The organism is Mycobacterium sp. C31M, from assembly GCF_053345865.1.
Genome location: NZ_JBKFAX010000018.1, coordinates 82,885 through 101,968, shown reverse-complemented (window position 1 = coordinate 101,968; position 19,084 = coordinate 82,885). Strand labels below are relative to the sequence as shown.

Genomic DNA, 19,084 nt, shown 5'->3' with positions numbered 1-19,084 from the left:
GCCCCTCCCAGCTATCGCACTAACTGTTGACGGATGTCAAAACCAGCTGTTCTGCATGTCGAGAGTGGTGCGATCCAGACCGTCCAGCAAATCCAGCTGCGCGGCCGTTTTCGGCAACTCATAACGGAAGAAGAACACTGCGGCCTGCCGCTTACCTTCGTAGAAATCTCCCGATTCAGCAAAGGTCGCCAGATACTGTTCCAGCCAGATCCACGCGATCACGATATGCCCGAAGCACTCCAGATAGATGGCGCTGTTGGCCATCGCGGCGGCGATGTCCCCTCCGGCGAACATACCCCCAGTCACCTCGAGCAGACGTTGCCAGGACGCGTCGAGCTGCGCTGCCAGCACAGCTGCCTCACCGTCACCCGCGGCCGCCACCGTCGCCGCGATGCGCTCGGTGAGGGCCGCCAGACTGGCACCACCGTTCTGGGTGACCTTGCGGCCGAGCAGGTCCATGCTCTGAATGCCGTGGGTGCCCTCGTGGATCGGGTTGAGCCGGTTGTCCCGGTAATGCTGCTCGACGTCGTACTCGCGGGTGTAGCCGTAACCGCCGAGCACCTGGATGGCCAGGTTGTTGGCCTCCAGACACCACTGCGACGGCCAGCTCTTGGCGATCGGCGTCAGGATGTCCAGCAGCGTATGCTCACCCAGATCGGTCAGCCGGGCACAGTACAACGCCAGCCCCAGCGCACCTTCCACATAGGACTTCTGCGCCAACAGCATCCGCTTCACATCGGCATGCTCGATGATCGGCACCTGCGGGGTGGTGGGGTCTTTGACGAGGCGGCCCTGCGGCCGTTCGCGGGCATAGTCCAGGGATTTCAGGTAGCCGGTGTATCCCAGTGCCACCGCACCCATGCCGACCCCGAGGCGGGCCTCGTTCATCATGCGGAACATATAGGTCAACCCGCGGTGCGGTTCGCCGACCAGGTAGCCGGTGGCACCGTCGAAGTTGAGCACCGTGTTGGTGATACCGCGCTGGCCCATCTTGTGATTGAGGCCGGATATCGCGACCTTGTTGCGCACACCGTCATCGGTGAACTTGGGCACGATGAACAAGGAGATGCCCTTGGTCCCGGCCGGGCCGCCGGGGATCTTGGCCAGCACCAGGTTGACGATGTTCTCCGAGAGTTCGTGCTCGGCACCGGAGATCCACATCTTGGTGCCGGTCACCCGGTAATTGCCGTCGGGCTGCGGTTCGGCCCGGGTGGTGATGTCGGCCAGCGACGAACCGGCCTGGGTCTCCGACAACGCCATGGTGCCGGTGAATCGGCCCGCGAGCATCGGTTTGACGTACGCCTCGATCTGATCCGAATCACCGAACTCGGCAATGAGATTCGCGTTGGCAATCGTCAGCATCAGGTAGCCGGAGGTGCTGATGTTGGCCGCCGAGATCCAGGCGAACCCGGCCTGCGCGACGGTGACCGGCAGCTGCGCACCACCGAGCTCGGCGTCGAAGCTCATGCCCATCAGGTCCGCCTTGGCGAAGGCCTCGATCGCGGTCTTCACCTCGGGGATCACGGTGACGGTGGTGCCGTCGAAGGTCGGTTCGTGCGCATCGCTGAGCTTGTTGTGCGGGGCGAAGTATCGTTCCGCCAACTGTTCACACAGGTCGAGCACACCGTCGAAGGTCTCCCGCGAGTGTTCGGCGAACCGGGGCTGCGCGGTCAGCTCTTCGACCTTGAGCCATTCGTAGAGCAGGAAATCCAGGTCGCGCCGGGACAGGATGGTCGACTTCATGACGCCAGGCTAGACGTCGGCGGGCGGGGGCTCGGGCAGTGTGACCCCAGCCAGCAGCGTGGGGTCGACGATCGACAGGATGCCGACCAGCCGGCCGTGGTCGACGGTGCAGGCCATCAGCGACAGCGGGCGGCCGGTGGGGCCCCAGGCCAGGATTCCCGGTTCGCCGTTGACCACCACCCGCTGGGCGGTGACCCGGGCCCCCTGACCGCGCCGGATCGCGTCGACGACGGGTCCGGCCCCGGTGCCGACGGTCATCCCGCGGGCGGTGAGACGCTGCCAGGTGAGGTCGGGATCCAGGACGCGCAGCAGGGCGTCGAAGTCTCCGTCGCGGGCTGCGGTCAGGAAGGCATCGACGACCGCGCGTTGCTCGTGGCGCCGCGGCCGGTCGGATATCGGCACATCGCGCACTCGGCGGCGGGCCCGGCTGGCCAGCATCTTGGCGGCATCGGCGCTGCGGTCCAGGATCTGGCCGATCTCGGCGAACGGCACCGCGAACATGTCGTGCAGCACAAACGCCAGCCGTTCATCGGGTGTCAGCGATCCGAGCACCACCAGCAGGGCGAGTCCGACGGAATCCGCCAGCACGGCCGCATCCTCGGGGGTGTCGGGGTCTGCGGTGACGATGAGCTCCGGCAGGTCCGGGGTCAGCGTGACCTGTGGGCCGGCGGCCCGCGCCCGCAGCATGTCGATGCAGATCCTGCCGACCACGGTGGTGAGCCAGCCGGCCACGTTGTCGATCGTGTCGGTGTCCTGGCGGTCGAGTCGCAGCCAGGCCTCCTGCACGGCGTCCTCGGCATCGGTGCGTGATCCCAGGATCCGATGGGCCAGCGCGAGCAGTCGCGGTCGCTGCAGCTCGAACGTCGTCGCGGTCATCGGTTACCTCTCCTCGTCCGCACCCGTCACAGAGATGACGAGTCAAGACACCGAGAGGTAACCACGAAATGGAGACTGCCATGAACACGACGCTGTGGATCGTCGCCGGTGCCGCCGCGACGGCGTATCTGGCCGGGGGAGCTAGCCTGCTGCTGATGCCGCGCGCCCGGTATCGGTCGCTGGCACCCAACCAGCACTGGGTCGACGATTTCGGTGACGGGCACCTGCGGGCCATCGCGGTGATCAAATTGACCGGCGCGGCGGGGCTTCTGGTACCACCGCTGGTGGCGCCGGCGGCCTGCGGTCTGGCGCTGTTCATGGCCGGCGCCGCCACCACCCGATTTCGTCGCAGCGAATGGACCTACATGGCCGGGGACATCGTGTTCCTGGCCATGTTCGTGATGTTGGCGTGGGGCCGGTTCGTCACGCCGCTTGCTTGAGTTCACGCAAGGCGGTACGCAGCCCGCGCCGCTTACCGGTGCGCGGATCGATACCGAAGGTTTCTCGCAGGCCATCGCGGATCCGGAATTTCAGTTCCGAGTTGGTCTCGGGGGCGTCATCGGAGGTCGCGGTCAGGAAACGATCCGGCAGGGCCAGCTTGGCGATGGTCCAGAACGACTGACTGTACTGCCGGACAAGGGAACCCGTGGTGTAGGGCAGATCGTATTTGTCGCACAGCGCGCGGACCCGCACCCCGATCTCGGCGTAGCGGTTGCTCGGCAGATCCGGGAACAGGTGGTGTTCGATCTGGTAACACAGGTTGCCGCTCATGAAGGCCATCACCGGCCCGGCGTGGAAGTTGGCCGAGCCCAACATCTGGCGCAGATACCATTCGCCGTGGGTCTCACGCTCGAACTCCTCGCGGGTGAATTTCTCTGCGCCGTCCGGGAAGTGGCCGCAGAAGATCACCATGTAGGCCCAGTAGTTGCGGATCAGGTTGGCGACCGCGTTCGCGCCGAGGGTGTGCTTCCAGTTCCGCCCCGACAGCGCCGGGAAGATGATGTAGTCCTTGCCGACCTGCTTGCTGACCTTCTTGCCGATGATGCGCAGATCTTTGCGCATCTCGCCGATCGTCTTCTCACCCTTGCGCCACTTGGTGGTTTCGATGCCGTGCAGGGCGACACCCCATTCGAAGAGGGTGCCCAGCAGGAAGTTGTACAGCGAGTTACCGATCATCCAGCGTTTCCACGGCTCGTCGCGGGTCAGTCGCATGATGCCGTAGCCGATATCGTCGTCGAGGCCGACGACGTTGGTGTACTTGTGGTGAATGTAGTTGTGCGACTTCTTCCAGTGCACGGTCGGCGACGTGGTGTCCCACTCCCATTCGGTGGAGTGGATCTCCGGATCATTCATCCAGTCCCACTGCCCGTGGGTGATGTTGTGTCCGAGTTCCATGTTCTCGATGATCTTGGCCGCGGCAAGCATGCCGGTGCCCGCCGCCCACGCGATCTTGTTGCGGCTGAAGAACAATGCCGCGCGTCCGCCGACGGCCAGCACCCGCTGCAACTGGATGGCGCGGCGGATGTAACGGGCGTCGGACTCACCGCGTGATTCCTCGATGTCGGTGCGGATGGCGTCGAGCTCACGCTCCAGTTCCTCGACGTCGGCGGGTGCCAGATGGGCGTATGCCCTGATGTCGGTGATGGCCATGGCTGTTCCTCCTAGACGTTGATGGTGCAGTTCCCGGACACCGCCGAGATGCAGGTCTGAATGCGGTCGCCCTCGCCGTGCTCCTCGCCGGAGCGGAAATCCCGGACGTGACCGGATTCCAGTGGCAGCACGCAGGTTTGGCAGATGCCCATCCGGCAACCGAACGGCATCTGGATTCCCACCTGCTCGCCGGCCTCCAGCAGTGAGGTGGCGCCGTCCACCTCGACGGTCTTGTCCGAGACGGCGAAGTTGACGGTGCCGCCCTCGCCGCCCTTGTCGGTGCGGGCGATGACAAAACGTTCCATGTGCAGCTGATTTTCGGGGACTCCGGCCGCGGTCCACACCCGTTCGATCTCGTCGAGCATGGCCGGTGGACCACAGGCCCAGGTCGGTCGCTCCTGCCAGTCGGCGACGTGTTCGCCGATATCGGCGACATCGAGGTGTCCCATCCGATCGGTCAACTGGAGGTGCAATCGGTACCCGGCCCGGCGGTCCTGCAGGTCGTGCAGTTCGTCGGAGAAGATGACGTTCTCGCGGGTGGGTGCGGAGTGGATGTGCACGACATCCGAGGTGTGTCCGCGAAGTTCGATCGAGCGCAGCATCGCCATCACTGGGGTGATGCCACTGCCCGCGGTGACCAGCAGCATCTTGACCGGCGGCGGGTCGGGCAATCCGAAGTCCCCCTTGGGCGCCGCGAGGCGAACAATCGTTCCGGGTTCCACACCGTTGACCAGGTGGGTCGACAGGAAGCCCTCGGGTGTGGCCTTCACGGTGATGGAGATGAGCTTGCCGTCGCGTTCGGGGACCGAGGTCAGCGAGTAGGACCGCCAATGCCAGCGGCCGTTGACCCGCAGTCCGATACCCACGTACTGGCCGGGTTGGTAGTCGGCGGTGAAACCCCAGCCCGGCTTGATGGTGACGGTGGCGGAATCCTCGGTCTCCCTGCGGACCTCGACGATCTCGCCGCGCAACTCGCGAGCCGTCCAAAGCGGGTTGAGCAGCTTGAGATAGTCGTCGGGCAGCAGTGGGGTGGTGGCACGTGCCGCGAGCCCGCGGACCATGTTGATCTTCGCCCCGGCACCCTGCGACGCCGTGGCGACATCGCGGGCCGGCGCCGCGCTCCAACGCGTGAGGTCACGAAGATTTAGTGAACACATGTACACCCAGTTACCCAGGTGCGACGCAGTTCACACATGCCCATTCGTCACATGCCCATTCGTCATCCGGGACGGAAGCAGCACCGGCGCAATGGCATCGACCAGCATGCGTGGGGCGAGCTCTCCGGCCAGGTGCTGGGTGAGCGCGTGCACGGCGGCCTTGCTGGCCGCATATGAGAAGTTGTTGCGGCCGCGTTCGGGAATGTGGAAACCGTCCACACTGCCCGGTGTTGACGCCCCGAGCCGGGTCGTCGTTGGTGGCACCGGCGGTCAGCAGCGGCACCAGTGCGCCGGTCAGCAGGAAGACGCCCTTGACGTTGACGTCGAAAACCCGGTCGAACCCGGATTCGGGGAAGGTGTCGAAAGGTTCCCCCAATTGGCCCCGGCATTGTTGAACAGCGCGTGGACGGCGTCCTCGCGCGCGGACAGGTAGACCTTGGCGGCGCCGGCCTGCAGCAGTCCGCGGGCGATCATCACGCCGATACCGCGGCCTCCGCCGGTCACCACGGCGACCTTGCCGTCGAGTGCGAACAGATCGGTCACTTCTGCGCTCCCCCGAGCGGCTCCTCGGTGCGCACCACCTCATCGCGGATCAGCCCGCGCAGCAGGGCGGTGCTGAACTCCACGGCGATCTCCTGGGCGGTGCGCCGGCCGTGCGGACGCAACCAGCGGTAGGCGCCCAGCGTCATACCGATATAACCCAGGGCCAGCACATGCGAATCGCAGTCGTAGAACTCGCCGCTGGCGATGCCGCGGTCGATGACGTCGCGGACGTGCTCGTACACGGTGGCCTCGGCCTTGCGGATGTAGGTGACCTGCTCCTCGGTGAACCACTCCGAGATGTAGGGGCCCTCCTGGAAGTAGACGGCGGCGGCCTCCAGGTCATTGGCGATGCCGGTCAGCAGGCGTCGGGTGAAGTGATAGATGGTCTCGCGCGCGGTGGCGGTCGGATCGTCGTGCAGCGCGTCGACGGTGAAGTCCGCGGTGCGCTTGTAGATGTCCCAAAGGATCAGCGACTTGCTGGCGTAGTAGTGGTAGACGGTCGCCTTGTTCAGGCCGACGGCGTCGGCCACGTCGTCCATCCGGGTGCCGTGGTAGCCGCGGGCGGCGAACAGCTTGGCGGCGACGGCCAGCAGCTCGTTGCGCCGCGACGATCCGTTGGACGCGCCGGTGGTGGCGGAATCGGTGGACATGGCTTACTCACTATCTATCTGCAGACCGGACGGCGTCCGGGAACCAATCAACTGGTTGGCCAGTCTAGGCAATGGGAAGGTTTCGCTGTCCTGAGATCACCCACAGGGATTAGACTTCAGCGAAACAGGCTTGCTGCGGAGGCGACAATGGATCCTAATCCCGATTACGACATCAGCGACGAGGGCGAGTTCTTCTTCAGCTGGCTGGCCTGGGGCCTGCGCGGTGTCTACCCGCCGCCCGCCTACCCGCCGGTCTAGACGTTCCACGAAAAAGGCACCCGCCGCGGCGGGTGCCTTTTCCTTTCCGCGAGCGACCGTGTCTGTACACCGACACGCCGTGATCGATGACCGTTTGCGGTCAATCGCGGGCCAACCGATCAGGCCGCGGCGGCCTTCACCGCCTCACCCACCTCGTTCTTGAGCGCCAGGAACTCCGGGGAACGACGCAGGTCATCGGCCTCGACCCCGGTCCGCGGCAGCTGTGAGGACAGGTCCAGCGCGATCTTGCCGGGCCGCCGGGTCAGCACCACGATCCGGGATCCCAGGAACGCCGCCTCGTCCGCACTGTGCGTGACGAACACCGTGGTGCGGCCCGACTCGGCGCTCACCTGCCGGACATCGTCCTGCAGTCGTTCCCGGGTCAGCGCATCCAGCGCCGCGAACGGCTCGTCGAGCAGGAACAGCGGAGTCTCGGCCGCCAGTGCCCGGGCGATCGCCACCCGCTGCTGCTGGCCGCCGCTGATCTCCCAGATCTTGCGGTGCGCCGTGCCCTCCAGCCCGACCCGCTCCAACAACTGATCACGACGTTCGGCGCGACGCTCACGGGGCACCTTCGCGTACTTGAGCGCCAGGTCGACGTTCCCGCCGACACTGCGCCACGGGAACAGCCGCGGCTGCTGGAACACCACACCCGAGGTGACCCCGGGTGTGGGTGCCGCCCCACCGACCTGCACCTGGCCCTCGCTGGGCGATTCGAAACCGGCGATCAGCCGCAGCAGGGTGCTCTTACCGCAGCCCGACGCCCCGACGAGCACCAGGAAGGCACCGGGCTCCACATCGAGGTCGACCGGGCCCAGCGCGGTCACCTCGTCGGCGCCGCGGCCATAGCGGTGCGCGACGTTGGCGATCCGCAGGCCGCCGGCCGGGTCAGCTTCCCGTGATGACACCGGGCAGCCCCTTCGTATAGATGGCGTCCTGGAAGGTCTTGAGATCGGCCGCAGCCGGGATCTGCTTCTGCTCAGCCAGGAACTGCGAGGCGCTCTGCAGGTTGGTGGCGATATTGCCCGGGGCACCCTCGGCGCCCAGCCATTCGGCCGAGGCCACCTCGGCCGGCGTCAGGTACACCCCCTGCTTGAGCTGACCCTCGACATCGGATTCGGGCAGCCCGATCTCGGCGGCGATGGCCTTGGCCGCGGCCGCCGGGTCGTCGGCGATGACGTCGAGCGCGCGGGCTTCCTGCTCGCGCCAGGTGTCGACGACGTCGGGGTGCGCCTGGGCGAACTCATCGGAGACGACCCCGAGATCCAGGGTGGGCTTGCCGTCGGAGGCCAGCTGCCGGCTGGTGATCAGATCCTTGCCGGTCGTGCGCAGCTGATCCAGGGTGGGCAGCCAGGTGTACGCGGCGTCGATGTCACCGCGGTCCCAGGCCGCCAGGATGGCCTGCGGCTGCAGATCGATCAGCTGAACGTCGCTGGGCGACAACCCATTCTGCGACAGCGCGGCCAGCAGACTGTAGTGCGCGGTGGACGCGAACGGGGTGGCGATGCGCTTGCCCCGCAGGCCCGCGATATCGCTGACATTCGCCTCGTTGCGAACCACCAGCGCCTCGTTGTCACCGGCCACATCGAGCACGAAGGCCACCTTGTACGGGATGTTCAGCGGTTCGGACAGACCGCGGGCCACGGGACTGGAGCCCAGCGCACCGAAATCGAGTTCCTTGGCGATGAAGGCGGTGTTCACGTCGGCGCCGGAGTCGAATTTGATCCACTTGATGTTGAACTCCGGCAGCGCCTCTTCGAGCCACTTGTTGTTCTTGACGATCAGATCCCCGCTCGGGAAGGTCTGGTAGCCGATGCGCAAGGTGGGCTTGTCACCGTCGGCACCGGTCCCGGAGGAGTTGTCCACGGCGCAGCCGGCCAACGCGAGAACGCTTGCCGCAGCGACCAATAGCGACTTGAACTTCATATTTTTCCTCTCCAGGGGACGGCGCGCCGTTCCAGCGCCCGCAGCAATCCGTCGATGACCAGACCCGAGAACCCGATGGCGAAGATCCCGACCAGCACGACTGGGGTGTTGTTGTAATTACTTGCGTCCTTGACCAATCCGCCGATACCGGGGATGCCGTTGAACAGTTCGGCGGCGACCACCGACGAGTACGCCATACCGACCGCGAGCCGGATCCCGGTGAAGGTCTCCGGCAGCGCCGAGGGCACCACCACATCGCGGATCACCTGGGCGCGGGTGGCGCCCAGTGCGCGGGCCGCCTCCTGCAGCCCGACCGGGGCGGCGACGACGGCGGCGGTGGTGGCGACGGCCGCCGGCGGCAGTGCAGCCAAGGCCAGCAGGGTGATCTTCGGGGCCTCATCGATGCCCAGCCAGATGACCAGCAGGAAGAAGTAGGCCAGCGGCGGCAGCGCCCGCAGGAAGGTCAGCCACGGCTCGAGCACGCTGCGCAGCCAGCCGACCGAACCCATCACCAGGCCCAGCAGCACACCGAGCAGCACACCGATGACAACACCGGCCAGCACCCGGCGCAGCGTCATGTACAGGTGCTCGTAGAGCAGGTAACCGGCGTAGCCGCGGGCGCCGTCATGTGTGGTGGAGACATCGATGAAGGCCCGCCACACGGTGCTGGGGTACGGCACGAAGGTCTGGTTCCAGATGCCGGCAGAGGCGACGGCCTGCCAGACGGCGAAGAAGACCAGCACCGACAACAGCGGCAGGCCGGCCTTGGTGGCCAGGCCACGTAGCCGTTGCCGAGGGGCGGCCGAGCGGGGCGACTCGACGGGCGGCTCGTCGGGCACGATATCGACGAAGACAGACACGGTTGCCGACTTTCTGTTGCTGGTAAGGGACTGAACGGACGAGTTCAGCAGCAACAGCAGGGGTCGGCGGACCGCGTCTTGTTCACCCGCGTATTGCTACCGGGACGCGGGTGTTCGGTGAAGGTCTGGAATCGGGGTGAGTTTTAAGCGGCGGCACGCGGCAGTGCTTTGATCGCGTATCTGATGGCCAGCACCAGGGCTGTCGAGGTGACCAGGAACAGCGGCCAGCCCATGGCCAACCGGGCCACCGCGAGCAGTTCGTCCTGGTCGCTGCCGTAGAGGTGGTTCTGCACCAGGAACCGCGACCAGGACACCGTGGCCATCACCGCGGTGACCAGATCGAAGGCCAACCGCACCCGCGGGGTCCGGCGCCACGAGCCGTCGCGCCCGGTGACCCAGGCCCACACGACTCCGACCAGCGGTCGCCGGATCAGGATCGAGGCGGTCAGCACGGTCGCGACGATGAAGGCGATCCAGATACCGGGCAGATAGAAGTCCTTGGCCTCACCGGTGAGCAACGCCAACCCGGCGCAGGCCGCGACGCCGACGAATCCCCACAGCGCCGGGCGCAGCGACTCCCGGCGTACCAGCTGCCAGAGCAGGACGAGGGCGGCGATGCTCACCGCGGCGGTCACCGCCGGGATCCGTCCGGCAACCGCCGCGGTCACCGCGTAGACGCTGACCGGAAGACCCGAATAGATGAGGCCGCGGACGCCGCCCGCGCGTGCCAGCAGTCCGTCCAGCGGAGCGTCCGTCATGCCCGCCGAGCGTACCGATATACGGGGTGGCGGTCGCGAAACCGCAGGTCTCAGCGGTGCGCGCGGCGCGGATCCTCGGCGATGACCTGACGGTCGGGCAGATCGTCGACGGCGCGGTCGGCATCGGCGCGCTTACCGGTCTTCACGTCCGGGTCGAGGCGGTCGATGTGCTTGCGCCGCTCGTCGAGATCATCGAGATGGGCCGCCACGGTCTCCTGATGCGAGGACGCCCGGTCGGCCAATCGGCGAGCCTCGGCGGCCTTGGCCTCCGCTTCGGCAGCAGCGGCCCGCGCCCGGGCATCGGTCTCGTCGGCCAGCGCCTGCCGTTTGGCCACCTGCTCACGTTCGGAATCGAGTTCGGTGCGCAGCCGGTTCGCCTCCTCGCGTTGGCTGTGCAGACGCTTGTTGCGGGCGAGCAGCGCCAGGCCGACCACCGCGATGACGGCGACCACCGCCGCGATGATGATCCAGAGGGTATTGCTGTCGGACATCTCGGCTCCTTGGGGTGATGGGCACCGCCCTAATCGACGCGCCCGCTAATTACGGGCATTCCCACCGCTCGCCGAGCCCAAACTCAGGGGCGTTGTGTTCAGGGGCGTTGCGCGCGCGCAAGCACACCGGTCAGCCAGGGCGGCGCCTCCAGCGCCTTGATCGCGACGGCCGCAGTCCCGGCCAGTGCGACGGTCCGGTCGCGGCCGGCAACGAGGGCCGCGCGCAACCGCTCGCCGACCGGGACGGCCGCCACCTGCTCGGCGGGCAGCCACGGTTCGGCCGGCACGGGCAGATTCGGCACGGCGACACCGAGCTTTTCCCGGTAGCGCCCGTCGCAACGGTGGCAGTGCACCTCGTAGCGGATGAGGTTGCGTTCCCGCTCGATGAAGCGGTATTCGGCCGTGGCCACGCAGTAGGGGCAACGCGCCTGCCCGCGTTCGATCACCAACTCCAAAGAGGACATGGAGACCATGGTGGGACCGCCACACCGCCAACGGGATATGTCATCCCATGTCGATATGCGTTCGCTGCGGAACCGAGACCGGGTCGGGTCAGCGGCGCCTGTTCCGACCCTTGGGTGCGGTGGCGATCAAGGTCACGACCACCGCCACGGCAATCAGCGCCGCGATGATGACCACGACGGTTTCGATATCGGACATCTCACTCCTTTATCGGGGTGTGCGCCCGATTATGTGGGGCTTTCCTGTCCATTCCCTGAAAGCCGGTCCGGCAGGTGTTTGATGGCGAGGTGACCAAAGTGCAGGGCCGGTTGTGGCGGGGCGGCGAACCGTGCGATGAACAGTTCACCTTCGAGGCGATCTCGGACTGTCTGGCCTCGGCGGATCAGCTGGTATGGGCCGATATCTACGACCCCGACCACGAGGCACTGGCCGCACTCGCCGCCGAACTGCACCTCGACATCTGGGCCGTCGAGGACGCCGTCGCGCCGATGGAACGCACTAAGGCCACGGTCTACCGCACGCACACCTTCTTCGCCGTGTACGCCGTCGACGTCCTCGGTGACGCCGTCGAGGACGACCTTGCCTCGACGCTGGTGAAGCACCGCATCTCGGGATTCGTGTTACCGCGCGGGCTGATCACCGTGCGCCTGCCATCGGTGAGCAGCGTGCAGAACGGCACACATTTCGACATCGGTACCGTCTCGGAGCGTTTCGACGAACTCGGCGGCCAGCAATACGGGGTCGGCGCTCTGGTGCATGCCCTGCTCGACGTCGTCGTCGACGGACACTTCGACGCGGTGCAGACCCTCGATGACGGAATCGAGGATCTCGAAGACGAGCTGTTCGATGACCGAGGTCCGCGTAAGGGGTTGCAGCGCAGAACATTTCGTTTGCGTAAGGAACTCGTTGAGCTGCGCCGGGTGGTCCTGCCGATGCGTGAGGTGGTCGGCGCCATCCAGCACCGCCGCCTCGACGCGAAAACCTCGCCGGAACTGGATCCGCTCTATGCCGATCTCTACGACCACGTGCTGCGTGCCTCGGAGTGGACGGAATCGTTGCGCGACATGGTGACGACGGTTTTCGAGACGAACCTTTCGCTGCAGGACGCCCGACTGAACACCGTGATGAAGAAGCTGACCAGTTGGGCGGCCATCATCGCGGTGCCAACCGCCATCACCGGCTTCTACGGGCAGAACGTGCGGTACCCGGGTATCGAGACCACCGTCGGATTCCTCACCAGTACCGCCCTGATCGTGGTGCTGGTGACCATCCTTTACATCATGTTCCGGCGCCGCGACTGGTTGTGAACGGGCTTCAAGAGTTCGTCAAGAATCCGCCAAGCGCGTCCCCCGATGCTGTTCCCAGCTCGCAGGAAGCGAGAACGGACCACAGTCATTCGGGAGCAGGAAATGTTCGACACCACCAGGATCGCCGCCAAGTTCGCCGCCGCCACCGTCGCCGCGGGCGCCCTGGGCCTGGCAGCCATGACCACCGCCGGGACCGCATCAGCTTTTCCCGTCGCTCCGCTCGCCCCGGCGCTCGCCAACGTCGACGACATCTACCTCACCAACGTCTACGCCGAGGGCATCTCCTACCCCAGCGACTTCGACGCCATCGACGACGCACTGCTGGTGTGCGACTACCTGGCCGCCGGCCGCGACGGAACCGACATCAGCGTCGAGATCATGAGCAACAGCGATCTGTCCGCGCACCAGGCCGCCACCATCGTCGTCGAGGCGTCGTCGGCCTACTGCCCGCTGTACTTCGACCAGGTCATCGCCTGATTGACACCCGTCGAGATGTGACCTGGCGCACGAGATTCAACCGAATCTCGTGCGTTTCTCGACGTTGAGCGCGGTAAGCAGACCGCTCACCGCCATAGGGGCACGCGCATTGTGCGAGGACAGATGCGAGACTCTTCCGATGATCATCGGGATTCCGCGCGAAACTTACGCGGGTGAGACGCGGGTTGCGGCCACGCCGGCGACCGTCGGGCAAATCATCAAACTGGGTTATTCCGTTGTCGTCGAGTCCGGCGCCGGCGTAGCTTCCAGCTTTTCGGACGCCGCCTACGTAGAGGCCGGCGCCGAGGTCGGCTCCCCCTGGGGTGCCGATGTGGTGCTCAAGGTCAACGCCCCTGATGACACCGAAATCGCCGCCATCAAGGACGGCGCCACGCTGGTCTCACTGATCTCCCCGGCACTCAAGCCCGAACTGGTCGAGAAGCTGTCGACCCGTCCCATCACGGTGCTGGCGATGGACGCGGTGCCGCGCATCTCGCGGGCCCAGTCGCTGGACGTGCTCTCCTCGATGGCCAACATCGCCGGTTACCGCGCCGTCGTCGAAGCCGCACATGCCTTCGGCCGGTTCTTCACCGGCCAGGTCACCGCCGCGGGCAAGGTGCCCCCGGCCAAGGTCCTCGTCGTCGGCGCCGGAGTCGCCGGGCTGGCCGCCATCGGCGCTGCCGGTTCCCTGGGCGCGATCGTCAAGGCCACCGACCCCCGCCCTGAGGTCGCCGACCAGGTCAAGTCGCTCGGTGGGGAGTACGTCTCGGTCGACCCGAACGCCGGCGAGGTCTCGGCCACCGGCTACGCCAAGGAAATGGGCGACGACTACAAGGCCCGCGAAGCCGAGTTGTACGCCGAGCTGGCCCGCGACGTCGACATCATCATCACCACCGCGCTCATTCCGGGCCGGCCCGCACCGCGCATCATCACCGCCGACATGGTGGCCGCGATGAAGCCGGGCAGCGTCATCGTGGACATGGCCGCCTCCAACGGCGGCAACGTCGAGGGCACCGTGAAGGACCAGGAGATCCTCACCGACAACGGTGTGACGATCATCGGCTACACCGATCTGGCCGGTCGGCTGCCCGCCACCGCGTCCCAGCTCTATGGCACCAATCTGGTCAACCTGCTCAAGCTGGTCACCCCCGAGAAGGACGGCCAGCTCACCCTCGACTGGGATGACGTGGTGCAGCGTTCGGTGACGGTGGTGCGCGACGGCGAGACCACCTGGCCGCCGCCGCCGGTGCAGGTCTCGGCCGCCCCCGCGGCCGCCAAGGCGGCCCCGGTCGAGAAGCCGGCTCCCAAGCCACCCATGTCGACCCAGCGCCGGTTGGGCATCGCGTTCGGTGCCGCAGCCGCGCTGTTCGCATTGATCGCGATCTCGCCGGCTGCACTGCAGGTGCACCTGGTGGTGTTCGCGCTGGCGATCGTGATCGGCTACTACGTGATCAGCGGTGTGCACCACGCGTTGCACACGCCGCTGATGTCGGTGACCAACGCGATCTCGGGAATCATCGTCGTCGGTGCGCTGCTGCAGATCGGCACCGGCGATCTGGCGATCACGGTGCTGGCCACCGTGGCGATCCTGTTGGCTTCCATCAACGTCTTCGGCGGTTTCGCCGTGACCCGCCGCATGCTCGCGATGTTCTCGCGCAGCTGACGCACCCGACTCCCCTTTTCTGGTCCACTTCCTGAGAACGGATCCCTTCATGCTTTCACTGGAAACCGCGGCGACCGCTGCGTATGTGGTCGCGGCGCTGCTGTTCATCCTCGCGCTGGCCGGCCTGTCCAAACACGAAACCTCGCGCGCCGGTAACACCTTCGGCATCGCCGGGATGGCGGTCGCGCTGATCGCGACCGTGGTGCTGGCCATCGGCCGCGAGATCGAACCACTGGGCCTGGGACTGCTGGTCGCCGCGATGGCCGTCGGTGCGGCGATCGGCCTGTGGCGCGCCAAGGTCGTCGAGATGACCGGCATGCCTGAACTGATCGCGTTGCTGCACAGCTTCGTCGGTCTGGCCGCGGTGCTTGTCGGCTGGAACGGCTACCTGCACATCGAGGCCCACCCCGACGGCGCGGACACCCTGGCGATGGCCGCCGAGGGCATGCTCGGTATCCACTCCGCCGAGGTGTTCATCGGTGTGTTCATCGGCGCGGTCACCTTCACCGGATCGATCGTGGCCAACCTCAAGCTCTCGGCGCGGATGAAGAGTTCGCCGATGATGCTGCCCGGCAAGAACTTCCTCAACGTCGGTGCCCTGGTCGTCTTCATCGCGCTGACCGTATGGTTCGTCATCACCCCGGCGCTGTGGCTGCTGATCGTGGTCACCGTGCTGGCGCTGCTGCTGGGCTGGCATCTGGTCGCCTCCATCGGCGGTGGCGATATGCCGGTGGTGGTGTCGATGCTCAACAGCTACTCCGGTTGGGCCGCGGCCGCGTCGGGCTTCCTGCTCGGAAATGACCTGCTGATCATCACCGGAGCTTTGGTCGGCTCCTCCGGTGCGTTCCTGTCCTACATCATGTGCAAGGCGATGAACCGCTCGTTCATCTCCGTCATCGCCGGCGGTTTCGGTATGGAAGCAGCCTCGGGCAAGGATTCCGTCGACTACGGCGAGCACCGCGAGATCACCGCCGACGCCGCGGCCGAACTGCTCGGCTCGGCCTCCTCGGTGATCATCACCCCGGGCTACGGCATGGCCGTGGCCCAGGCCCAGTACGGGGTCGCCGACCTGACCCGCAAACTGCGCGAACGTGGCGTCGAGGTGCGCTTCGGTATCCACCCCGTCGCCGGACGGCTGCCCGGGCACATGAACGTGCTGCTCGCCGAGGCCAAGGTGCCATACGACATCGTGCTCGAAATGGACGAGATCAACGACGATTTCGACGGCACCACCGTCGTGCTCGTCATCGGCGCCAACGACACCGTCAACCCGGCCGCCTCCGAAGACCCGGGCTCACCGATCGCCGGCATGCCGGTGCTCACGGTGTGGAACGCAGACAATGTCATCGTGTTCAAGCGCTCTATGGCCTCGGGCTACGCGGGTGTGCAGAACCCGCTGTTCTTCCGGGAGAACACCCAGATGCTGTTCGGCGACGCCAAAGACCGCGTCGACGCCATCAACGCCGCCCTATAACCCTGCCGGACCTCCGAGGCGGTCGCCACCGGGTCACCCGGGGCGACCGCCTCGTCGTTTTTACGCATAGGGTCTCGGCGTGCGTGCGAGGTCCAGCGTTCCGATGTGGTCGGTGCCGATGTTCTTCATCGCCGGCGCGATCTCGCAGTATCTGGGTGCCGCGCTGGGCGTCTTCCTGTTCGACACGACCGATCCCACCTCGGTGGCCTGGTTGCGTTGTGCCGTAGCTGGTTTGGTGCTGGTGCTGTGGCGGCGACCGTGGCGGGTCACATGGACGCGACGCGGTATCGCGGTGGCGGCCGCGTTCGGCGTGGTCACCGTGGCGATGAACGTCGCGTTCTTCGAGTCGATCGCACGGATACCGCTCGGTACCGCCGTGGCCATCGAGTTCCTCGGTCCGGTCGCCGTCGCGGCGGCGGGATCGCGACGCGCACGGGACCTGTTGGCGGTGGCCCTGGTCGCGGCCGGGGTGGTGCTGCTGGCCGGGGTGGCGCCGGATATCGATCCGGTCGGTATCGGGTTCGCCCTGTTGGCCGCTGCGATGTGGGCCGGGTACATCCTGCTGGGTAAGCGGGTCGCCGACGCCGGCGCGGGCCTGGACTCACTGGCCGTCGGCATGGCGGCGGCCGCCGGACTCCTCGCCGCGCCACTGCTGGCCGGACAGCTGATCGCCGATCCGGCGGTGTTCGCCTCGGCGCACACCTGGTTACTCGGCCTCGGAGTCGGCATCCTGTCCACCGCGCTGCCCTATGCCCTCGATCAGGTGGTGCTCACCCGGATCGGGCGCGCCCGGTTCGCGCTGCTGTTGGCGTTGCTGCCGGTTACCGCCGCGGTTGTCGGCGCGGTGGTCCTGCTGCAGCGGCCGACGCTGACCGAGGTGCTCGGCATAACGCTGGTGGTCGCGGCGCTGGTCGTGTCGGCGCGCGATTAGGCCCGCAGCCCGAAGGTCAGCAGGGTGGCCAGCTCGCCGTAGGCGGCCGCGTCGCTCAGGCCCGTCGCCTCGCGGACACCGCGCTGTTGGATGCGCACCATCATCGCGGCGATCAGATCGGCGGCGAACGAGGCGTGCACGTCGCGGAAGACGCCGTCCTCGACACCCTGCTCGATCAGCCGGCGCACCCGCAAGGCCGCCGCGCGGGTGTTGGCCTCGTAGACCTCGCGCGCCGGCGCGAACACGTTCAGGTCCGCCATGAAGACGTCGGACGCAACCCCCAGTGCCTCGCCGACGGCGGCCAGATACGCCGCGACGCTCTCGGGTGCGGACTCGGTGCGCGCCAGCGCCGCTTCGACCTCGCCCGTGGCGTTCTTGAAGAAATGCACCGTCACCCGGCGCACCAGTTCGTCCTTGCTGGTGGCCAGCGTGTAGAGCGTCGATTTCGAACAATGCAGCCGGCCGGCGATCTCGTCGAGGGTCAGGTGGCTGAATCCCTCGGCCAGGAATAGTGCCAGTAGATCGTCGAAGATCCGAGTGCGCCGACGCGTCCCGAAACCCTCGCCGGGCGGTTGCGACATGACCTGATGGTACTCCAGAGGACGCCACAGTACTATTTTCTAGTACTCTGAATGAGTCCCCAGTACTACTTTGAAAGGCGATTGTCATGGCCGTCGACCGCCTCCTGCCCACCGAAGAGTCTCGTGAGCTCATCGCGCTGGCCCGTGACGTCGCCGACAAGGTGCTCGATCCGATCGTCGATCAGCACGAGAAAACCGAGACCTACCCCGAGGGCGTCTTCGCGAAGTTGGGTGCGGCGGGGCTTCTGAGCCTGCCGCAGTCCGAGGAATGGGGTGGCGGCGGACAGCCGTTCGAGGTGTACCTGCAGGTGCTCGAGGAACTCGCCGCCCGCTGGGCCGCGGTCGCCGTCGCGGTCAGCGTGCACAGCCTCTCGTCGCACCCGCTGTTGGCGTTCGGCACCGACGAGCAGAAGGCACGCTGGCTACCCGACATGCTCTCCGGCGAGCAGATCGGGGCCTACAGCCTGTCCGAGCCCCAAGCCGGATCCGATGCCGCGGCGCTGCGCTGCGCCGCGGTCCGTGACGGGGACGGCTACCTGCTCAACGGATCCAAGGCCTGGATCACCCACGGCGGGGTCGCGGATTTCTACACGCTTTTCGCGCGTACCGGTGAAGGGTCAAAGGGAATCAGTTGCTTCCTGGTGCCCGGCGGTCTGGACGGGTTGAGCTTCGGTAAGCCCGAGGAGAAGATGGGTCTGCATGCGGTGCCGACCACCGCGGCGTTCTACGACAACGCCCGCATCGACGCCGACCGGCTGATCGGCGCTGAGGGACAGGGCCTGTCGATCGCCTTCTCGGCGCTGGATTCCGGCCGGCTCGGCATCGCCGCGGTCGCGGTGGGTATCGCGCAGGCCGCACTCGACGAGGCGGTGCGATACGCAAATGAGCGAACGACATTCGGCCGCAAGATCATCGACCACCAGGGGCTCGGTTTCGTGTTGGCCGATATGGCCGCCGCCGTGGTCAGCGCGCGGGCCACCTATCTGGATGCCGCACGCCGGCGCGACCTGGGACTGCCGTATTCCAGCCAGGCATCGGTGGCCAAGCTGGTGGCCACCGATGCCGCCATGAAGGTCACCACCGATGCGGTGCAGGTACTCGGTGGCGCCGGCTACACCCGCGACTTCCGGGTCGAGCGGTACATGCGCGAGGCGAAGATCACGCAGATATTCGAAGGCACCAACCAGATTCAAAAGTTGGTCATCGCACGCGGACTGACCGAGTAACCACCAGCCTGAAGTTGATGGCGAAATCCACGCGCTGAATGTCGCCATCAA

The 19,084-nt window shown here is 66.5% G+C and carries 22 protein-coding genes; 8 read left to right on the top strand and 14 right to left on the bottom strand.

Going from position 1 to position 19,084, the window contains the following annotated elements; genetic code table 11:
- Positions 1 to 36: 36 nt before the first annotated feature.
- Together ACLBYA_RS25005 and ACLBYA_RS25000 are read right to left on the bottom strand one after the other, a co-directional pair.
- Positions 37 to 1,743: an acyl-CoA dehydrogenase gene (locus tag ACLBYA_RS25005; RefSeq protein WP_447712149.1), complete on the bottom strand. Its 1,707-nt coding sequence runs from the start codon at positions 1,741 to 1,743 to the stop codon at positions 37 to 39.
- A gap of 9 nt (positions 1,744 to 1,752) precedes the next feature.
- Complete coding sequence (locus ACLBYA_RS25000) at positions 1,753 to 2,619, bottom strand: sigma-70 family RNA polymerase sigma factor (RefSeq protein WP_447712148.1); 867 nt, start codon at positions 2,617 to 2,619, stop codon at positions 1,753 to 1,755.
- Between the two features lie 80 nt (positions 2,620 to 2,699).
- Here ACLBYA_RS25000 and ACLBYA_RS24995 point away from each other — a divergent pair, with 80 nt between their 5' ends.
- The gene (locus ACLBYA_RS24995; protein WP_447712147.1) at positions 2,700 to 3,059 is read left to right on the top strand and encodes a DoxX family protein; all 360 of its coding nucleotides are present in this window, start codon (positions 2,700 to 2,702) and stop codon (positions 3,057 to 3,059) included.
- Here the strand turns inward: ACLBYA_RS24995 and ACLBYA_RS24990 are convergent.
- The 5 genes from ACLBYA_RS24990 to ACLBYA_RS24970 are packed head-to-tail and all read right to left on the bottom strand — an operon-like array spanning position 3,043 to position 6,619.
- The gene (locus ACLBYA_RS24990; protein WP_447712146.1) at positions 3,043 to 4,269 is read right to left on the bottom strand and encodes a fatty acid desaturase family protein; all 1,227 of its coding nucleotides are present in this window, start codon (positions 4,267 to 4,269) and stop codon (positions 3,043 to 3,045) included. The genes ACLBYA_RS24995 and ACLBYA_RS24990 overlap by 17 nt on opposite strands.
- A gap of 11 nt (positions 4,270 to 4,280) precedes the next feature.
- Positions 4,281 to 5,426, bottom strand: coding sequence for a ferredoxin reductase (locus ACLBYA_RS24985; protein WP_447712145.1), 1,146 nt, complete (start codon positions 5,424 to 5,426; stop codon positions 4,281 to 4,283).
- A gap of 30 nt (positions 5,427 to 5,456) precedes the next feature.
- Positions 5,457 to 5,690, bottom strand: a complete 234-nt coding sequence (locus ACLBYA_RS24980) for an SDR family NAD(P)-dependent oxidoreductase (RefSeq protein WP_447712144.1) — start codon at positions 5,688 to 5,690, stop codon at positions 5,457 to 5,459.
- A 30-nt stretch (positions 5,691 to 5,720) separates the two neighbouring features.
- Positions 5,721 to 5,969 (bottom strand): SDR family NAD(P)-dependent oxidoreductase, encoded by a 249-nt coding sequence (locus ACLBYA_RS24975; RefSeq protein WP_447712143.1) that lies wholly within the window; start codon positions 5,967 to 5,969, stop codon positions 5,721 to 5,723.
- Entirely contained in the window at positions 5,966 to 6,619 is a 654-nt protein-coding gene (locus tag ACLBYA_RS24970; protein ID WP_447712142.1) for a TetR/AcrR family transcriptional regulator, read from the bottom strand. The genes ACLBYA_RS24975 and ACLBYA_RS24970 overlap by 4 nt, the downstream gene beginning before the upstream one ends.
- A gap of 147 nt (positions 6,620 to 6,766) precedes the next feature.
- Here ACLBYA_RS24970 and ACLBYA_RS24965 point away from each other — a divergent pair, with 147 nt between their 5' ends.
- Positions 6,767 to 6,877 (top strand): hypothetical protein, encoded by a 111-nt coding sequence (locus ACLBYA_RS24965; RefSeq protein ID WP_019514171.1) that lies wholly within the window; start codon positions 6,767 to 6,769, stop codon positions 6,875 to 6,877.
- Positions 6,878 to 6,996: 119 nt separating this feature from the next.
- On the opposite strand, the gene ACLBYA_RS24960 is transcribed toward ACLBYA_RS24965, so the two are convergent.
- From ACLBYA_RS24960 to ACLBYA_RS24935, 6 genes are all read right to left on the bottom strand, one after another.
- The gene (locus ACLBYA_RS24960) at positions 6,997 to 7,785 is read right to left on the bottom strand and encodes an ABC transporter ATP-binding protein (protein ID WP_447712141.1); all 789 of its coding nucleotides are present in this window, start codon (positions 7,783 to 7,785) and stop codon (positions 6,997 to 6,999) included.
- Positions 7,766 to 8,803, bottom strand: coding sequence for a taurine ABC transporter substrate-binding protein (locus tag ACLBYA_RS24955; RefSeq protein WP_447712140.1), 1,038 nt, complete (start codon positions 8,801 to 8,803; stop codon positions 7,766 to 7,768). The genes ACLBYA_RS24960 and ACLBYA_RS24955 overlap by 20 nt, the downstream gene beginning before the upstream one ends.
- A complete protein-coding gene (locus ACLBYA_RS24950; RefSeq protein WP_447712139.1) occupies positions 8,800 to 9,663 on the bottom strand; it encodes an ABC transporter permease in 864 nt (287 codons plus the stop codon). Before ACLBYA_RS24950 ends, ACLBYA_RS24955 begins: the two co-directional genes overlap by 4 nt.
- A gap of 143 nt (positions 9,664 to 9,806) precedes the next feature.
- Positions 9,807 to 10,421 carry a DUF3159 domain-containing protein gene (locus ACLBYA_RS24945; RefSeq protein WP_447712138.1) on the bottom strand — a complete coding sequence of 205 codons (615 nt, stop codon included), beginning with the start codon at positions 10,419 to 10,421 and terminating at the stop codon, positions 9,807 to 9,809.
- A gap of 50 nt (positions 10,422 to 10,471) precedes the next feature.
- Positions 10,472 to 10,912 carry a hypothetical protein gene (locus ACLBYA_RS24940; RefSeq protein ID WP_447712137.1) on the bottom strand — a complete coding sequence of 147 codons (441 nt, stop codon included), beginning with the start codon at positions 10,910 to 10,912 and terminating at the stop codon, positions 10,472 to 10,474.
- A 98-nt stretch (positions 10,913 to 11,010) separates the two neighbouring features.
- Entirely contained in the window at positions 11,011 to 11,376 is a 366-nt protein-coding gene (locus tag ACLBYA_RS24935; RefSeq protein WP_447712136.1) for a hypothetical protein, read from the bottom strand.
- Between the two features lie 285 nt (positions 11,377 to 11,661).
- Between ACLBYA_RS24935 and ACLBYA_RS24930 the strand changes: the two genes are divergently transcribed.
- The 5 genes from ACLBYA_RS24930 (at position 11,662) to ACLBYA_RS24910 (ending at position 17,226) form a co-directional block, all read left to right on the top strand.
- Entirely contained in the window at positions 11,662 to 12,681 is a 1,020-nt protein-coding gene (locus tag ACLBYA_RS24930; protein WP_447712135.1) for a magnesium transporter CorA family protein, read from the top strand.
- Positions 12,682 to 12,783: 102 nt separating this feature from the next.
- On the top strand, positions 12,784 to 13,158 hold the full coding sequence (locus tag ACLBYA_RS24925) for a DUF732 domain-containing protein (RefSeq protein WP_447712134.1): 375 nt from the start codon (positions 12,784 to 12,786) through the stop codon (positions 13,156 to 13,158).
- Between the two features lie 139 nt (positions 13,159 to 13,297).
- Positions 13,298 to 14,821: a Re/Si-specific NAD(P)(+) transhydrogenase subunit alpha gene (locus ACLBYA_RS24920; protein ID WP_447712133.1), complete on the top strand. Its 1,524-nt coding sequence runs from the start codon at positions 13,298 to 13,300 to the stop codon at positions 14,819 to 14,821.
- 49 nt (positions 14,822 to 14,870) lie between these two features.
- The gene (gene pntB / locus ACLBYA_RS24915) at positions 14,871 to 16,295 is read left to right on the top strand and encodes a Re/Si-specific NAD(P)(+) transhydrogenase subunit beta (RefSeq protein WP_447712132.1); all 1,425 of its coding nucleotides are present in this window, start codon (positions 14,871 to 14,873) and stop codon (positions 16,293 to 16,295) included.
- A 79-nt stretch (positions 16,296 to 16,374) separates the two neighbouring features.
- The gene (locus tag ACLBYA_RS24910) at positions 16,375 to 17,226 is read left to right on the top strand and encodes an EamA family transporter (RefSeq protein ID WP_447712131.1); all 852 of its coding nucleotides are present in this window, start codon (positions 16,375 to 16,377) and stop codon (positions 17,224 to 17,226) included.
- On the opposite strand, the gene ACLBYA_RS24905 is transcribed toward ACLBYA_RS24910, so the two are convergent.
- On the bottom strand, positions 17,223 to 17,807 hold the full coding sequence (locus tag ACLBYA_RS24905; protein WP_447712130.1) for a TetR/AcrR family transcriptional regulator: 585 nt from the start codon (positions 17,805 to 17,807) through the stop codon (positions 17,223 to 17,225). The genes ACLBYA_RS24910 and ACLBYA_RS24905 overlap by 4 nt on opposite strands.
- An 86-nt stretch (positions 17,808 to 17,893) precedes the next feature.
- Here ACLBYA_RS24905 and ACLBYA_RS24900 point away from each other — a divergent pair, with 86 nt between their 5' ends.
- Entirely contained in the window at positions 17,894 to 19,033 is a 1,140-nt protein-coding gene (locus tag ACLBYA_RS24900) for an acyl-CoA dehydrogenase family protein (protein WP_447712129.1), read from the top strand.
- Positions 19,034 to 19,084: the final 51 nt, after the last annotated feature.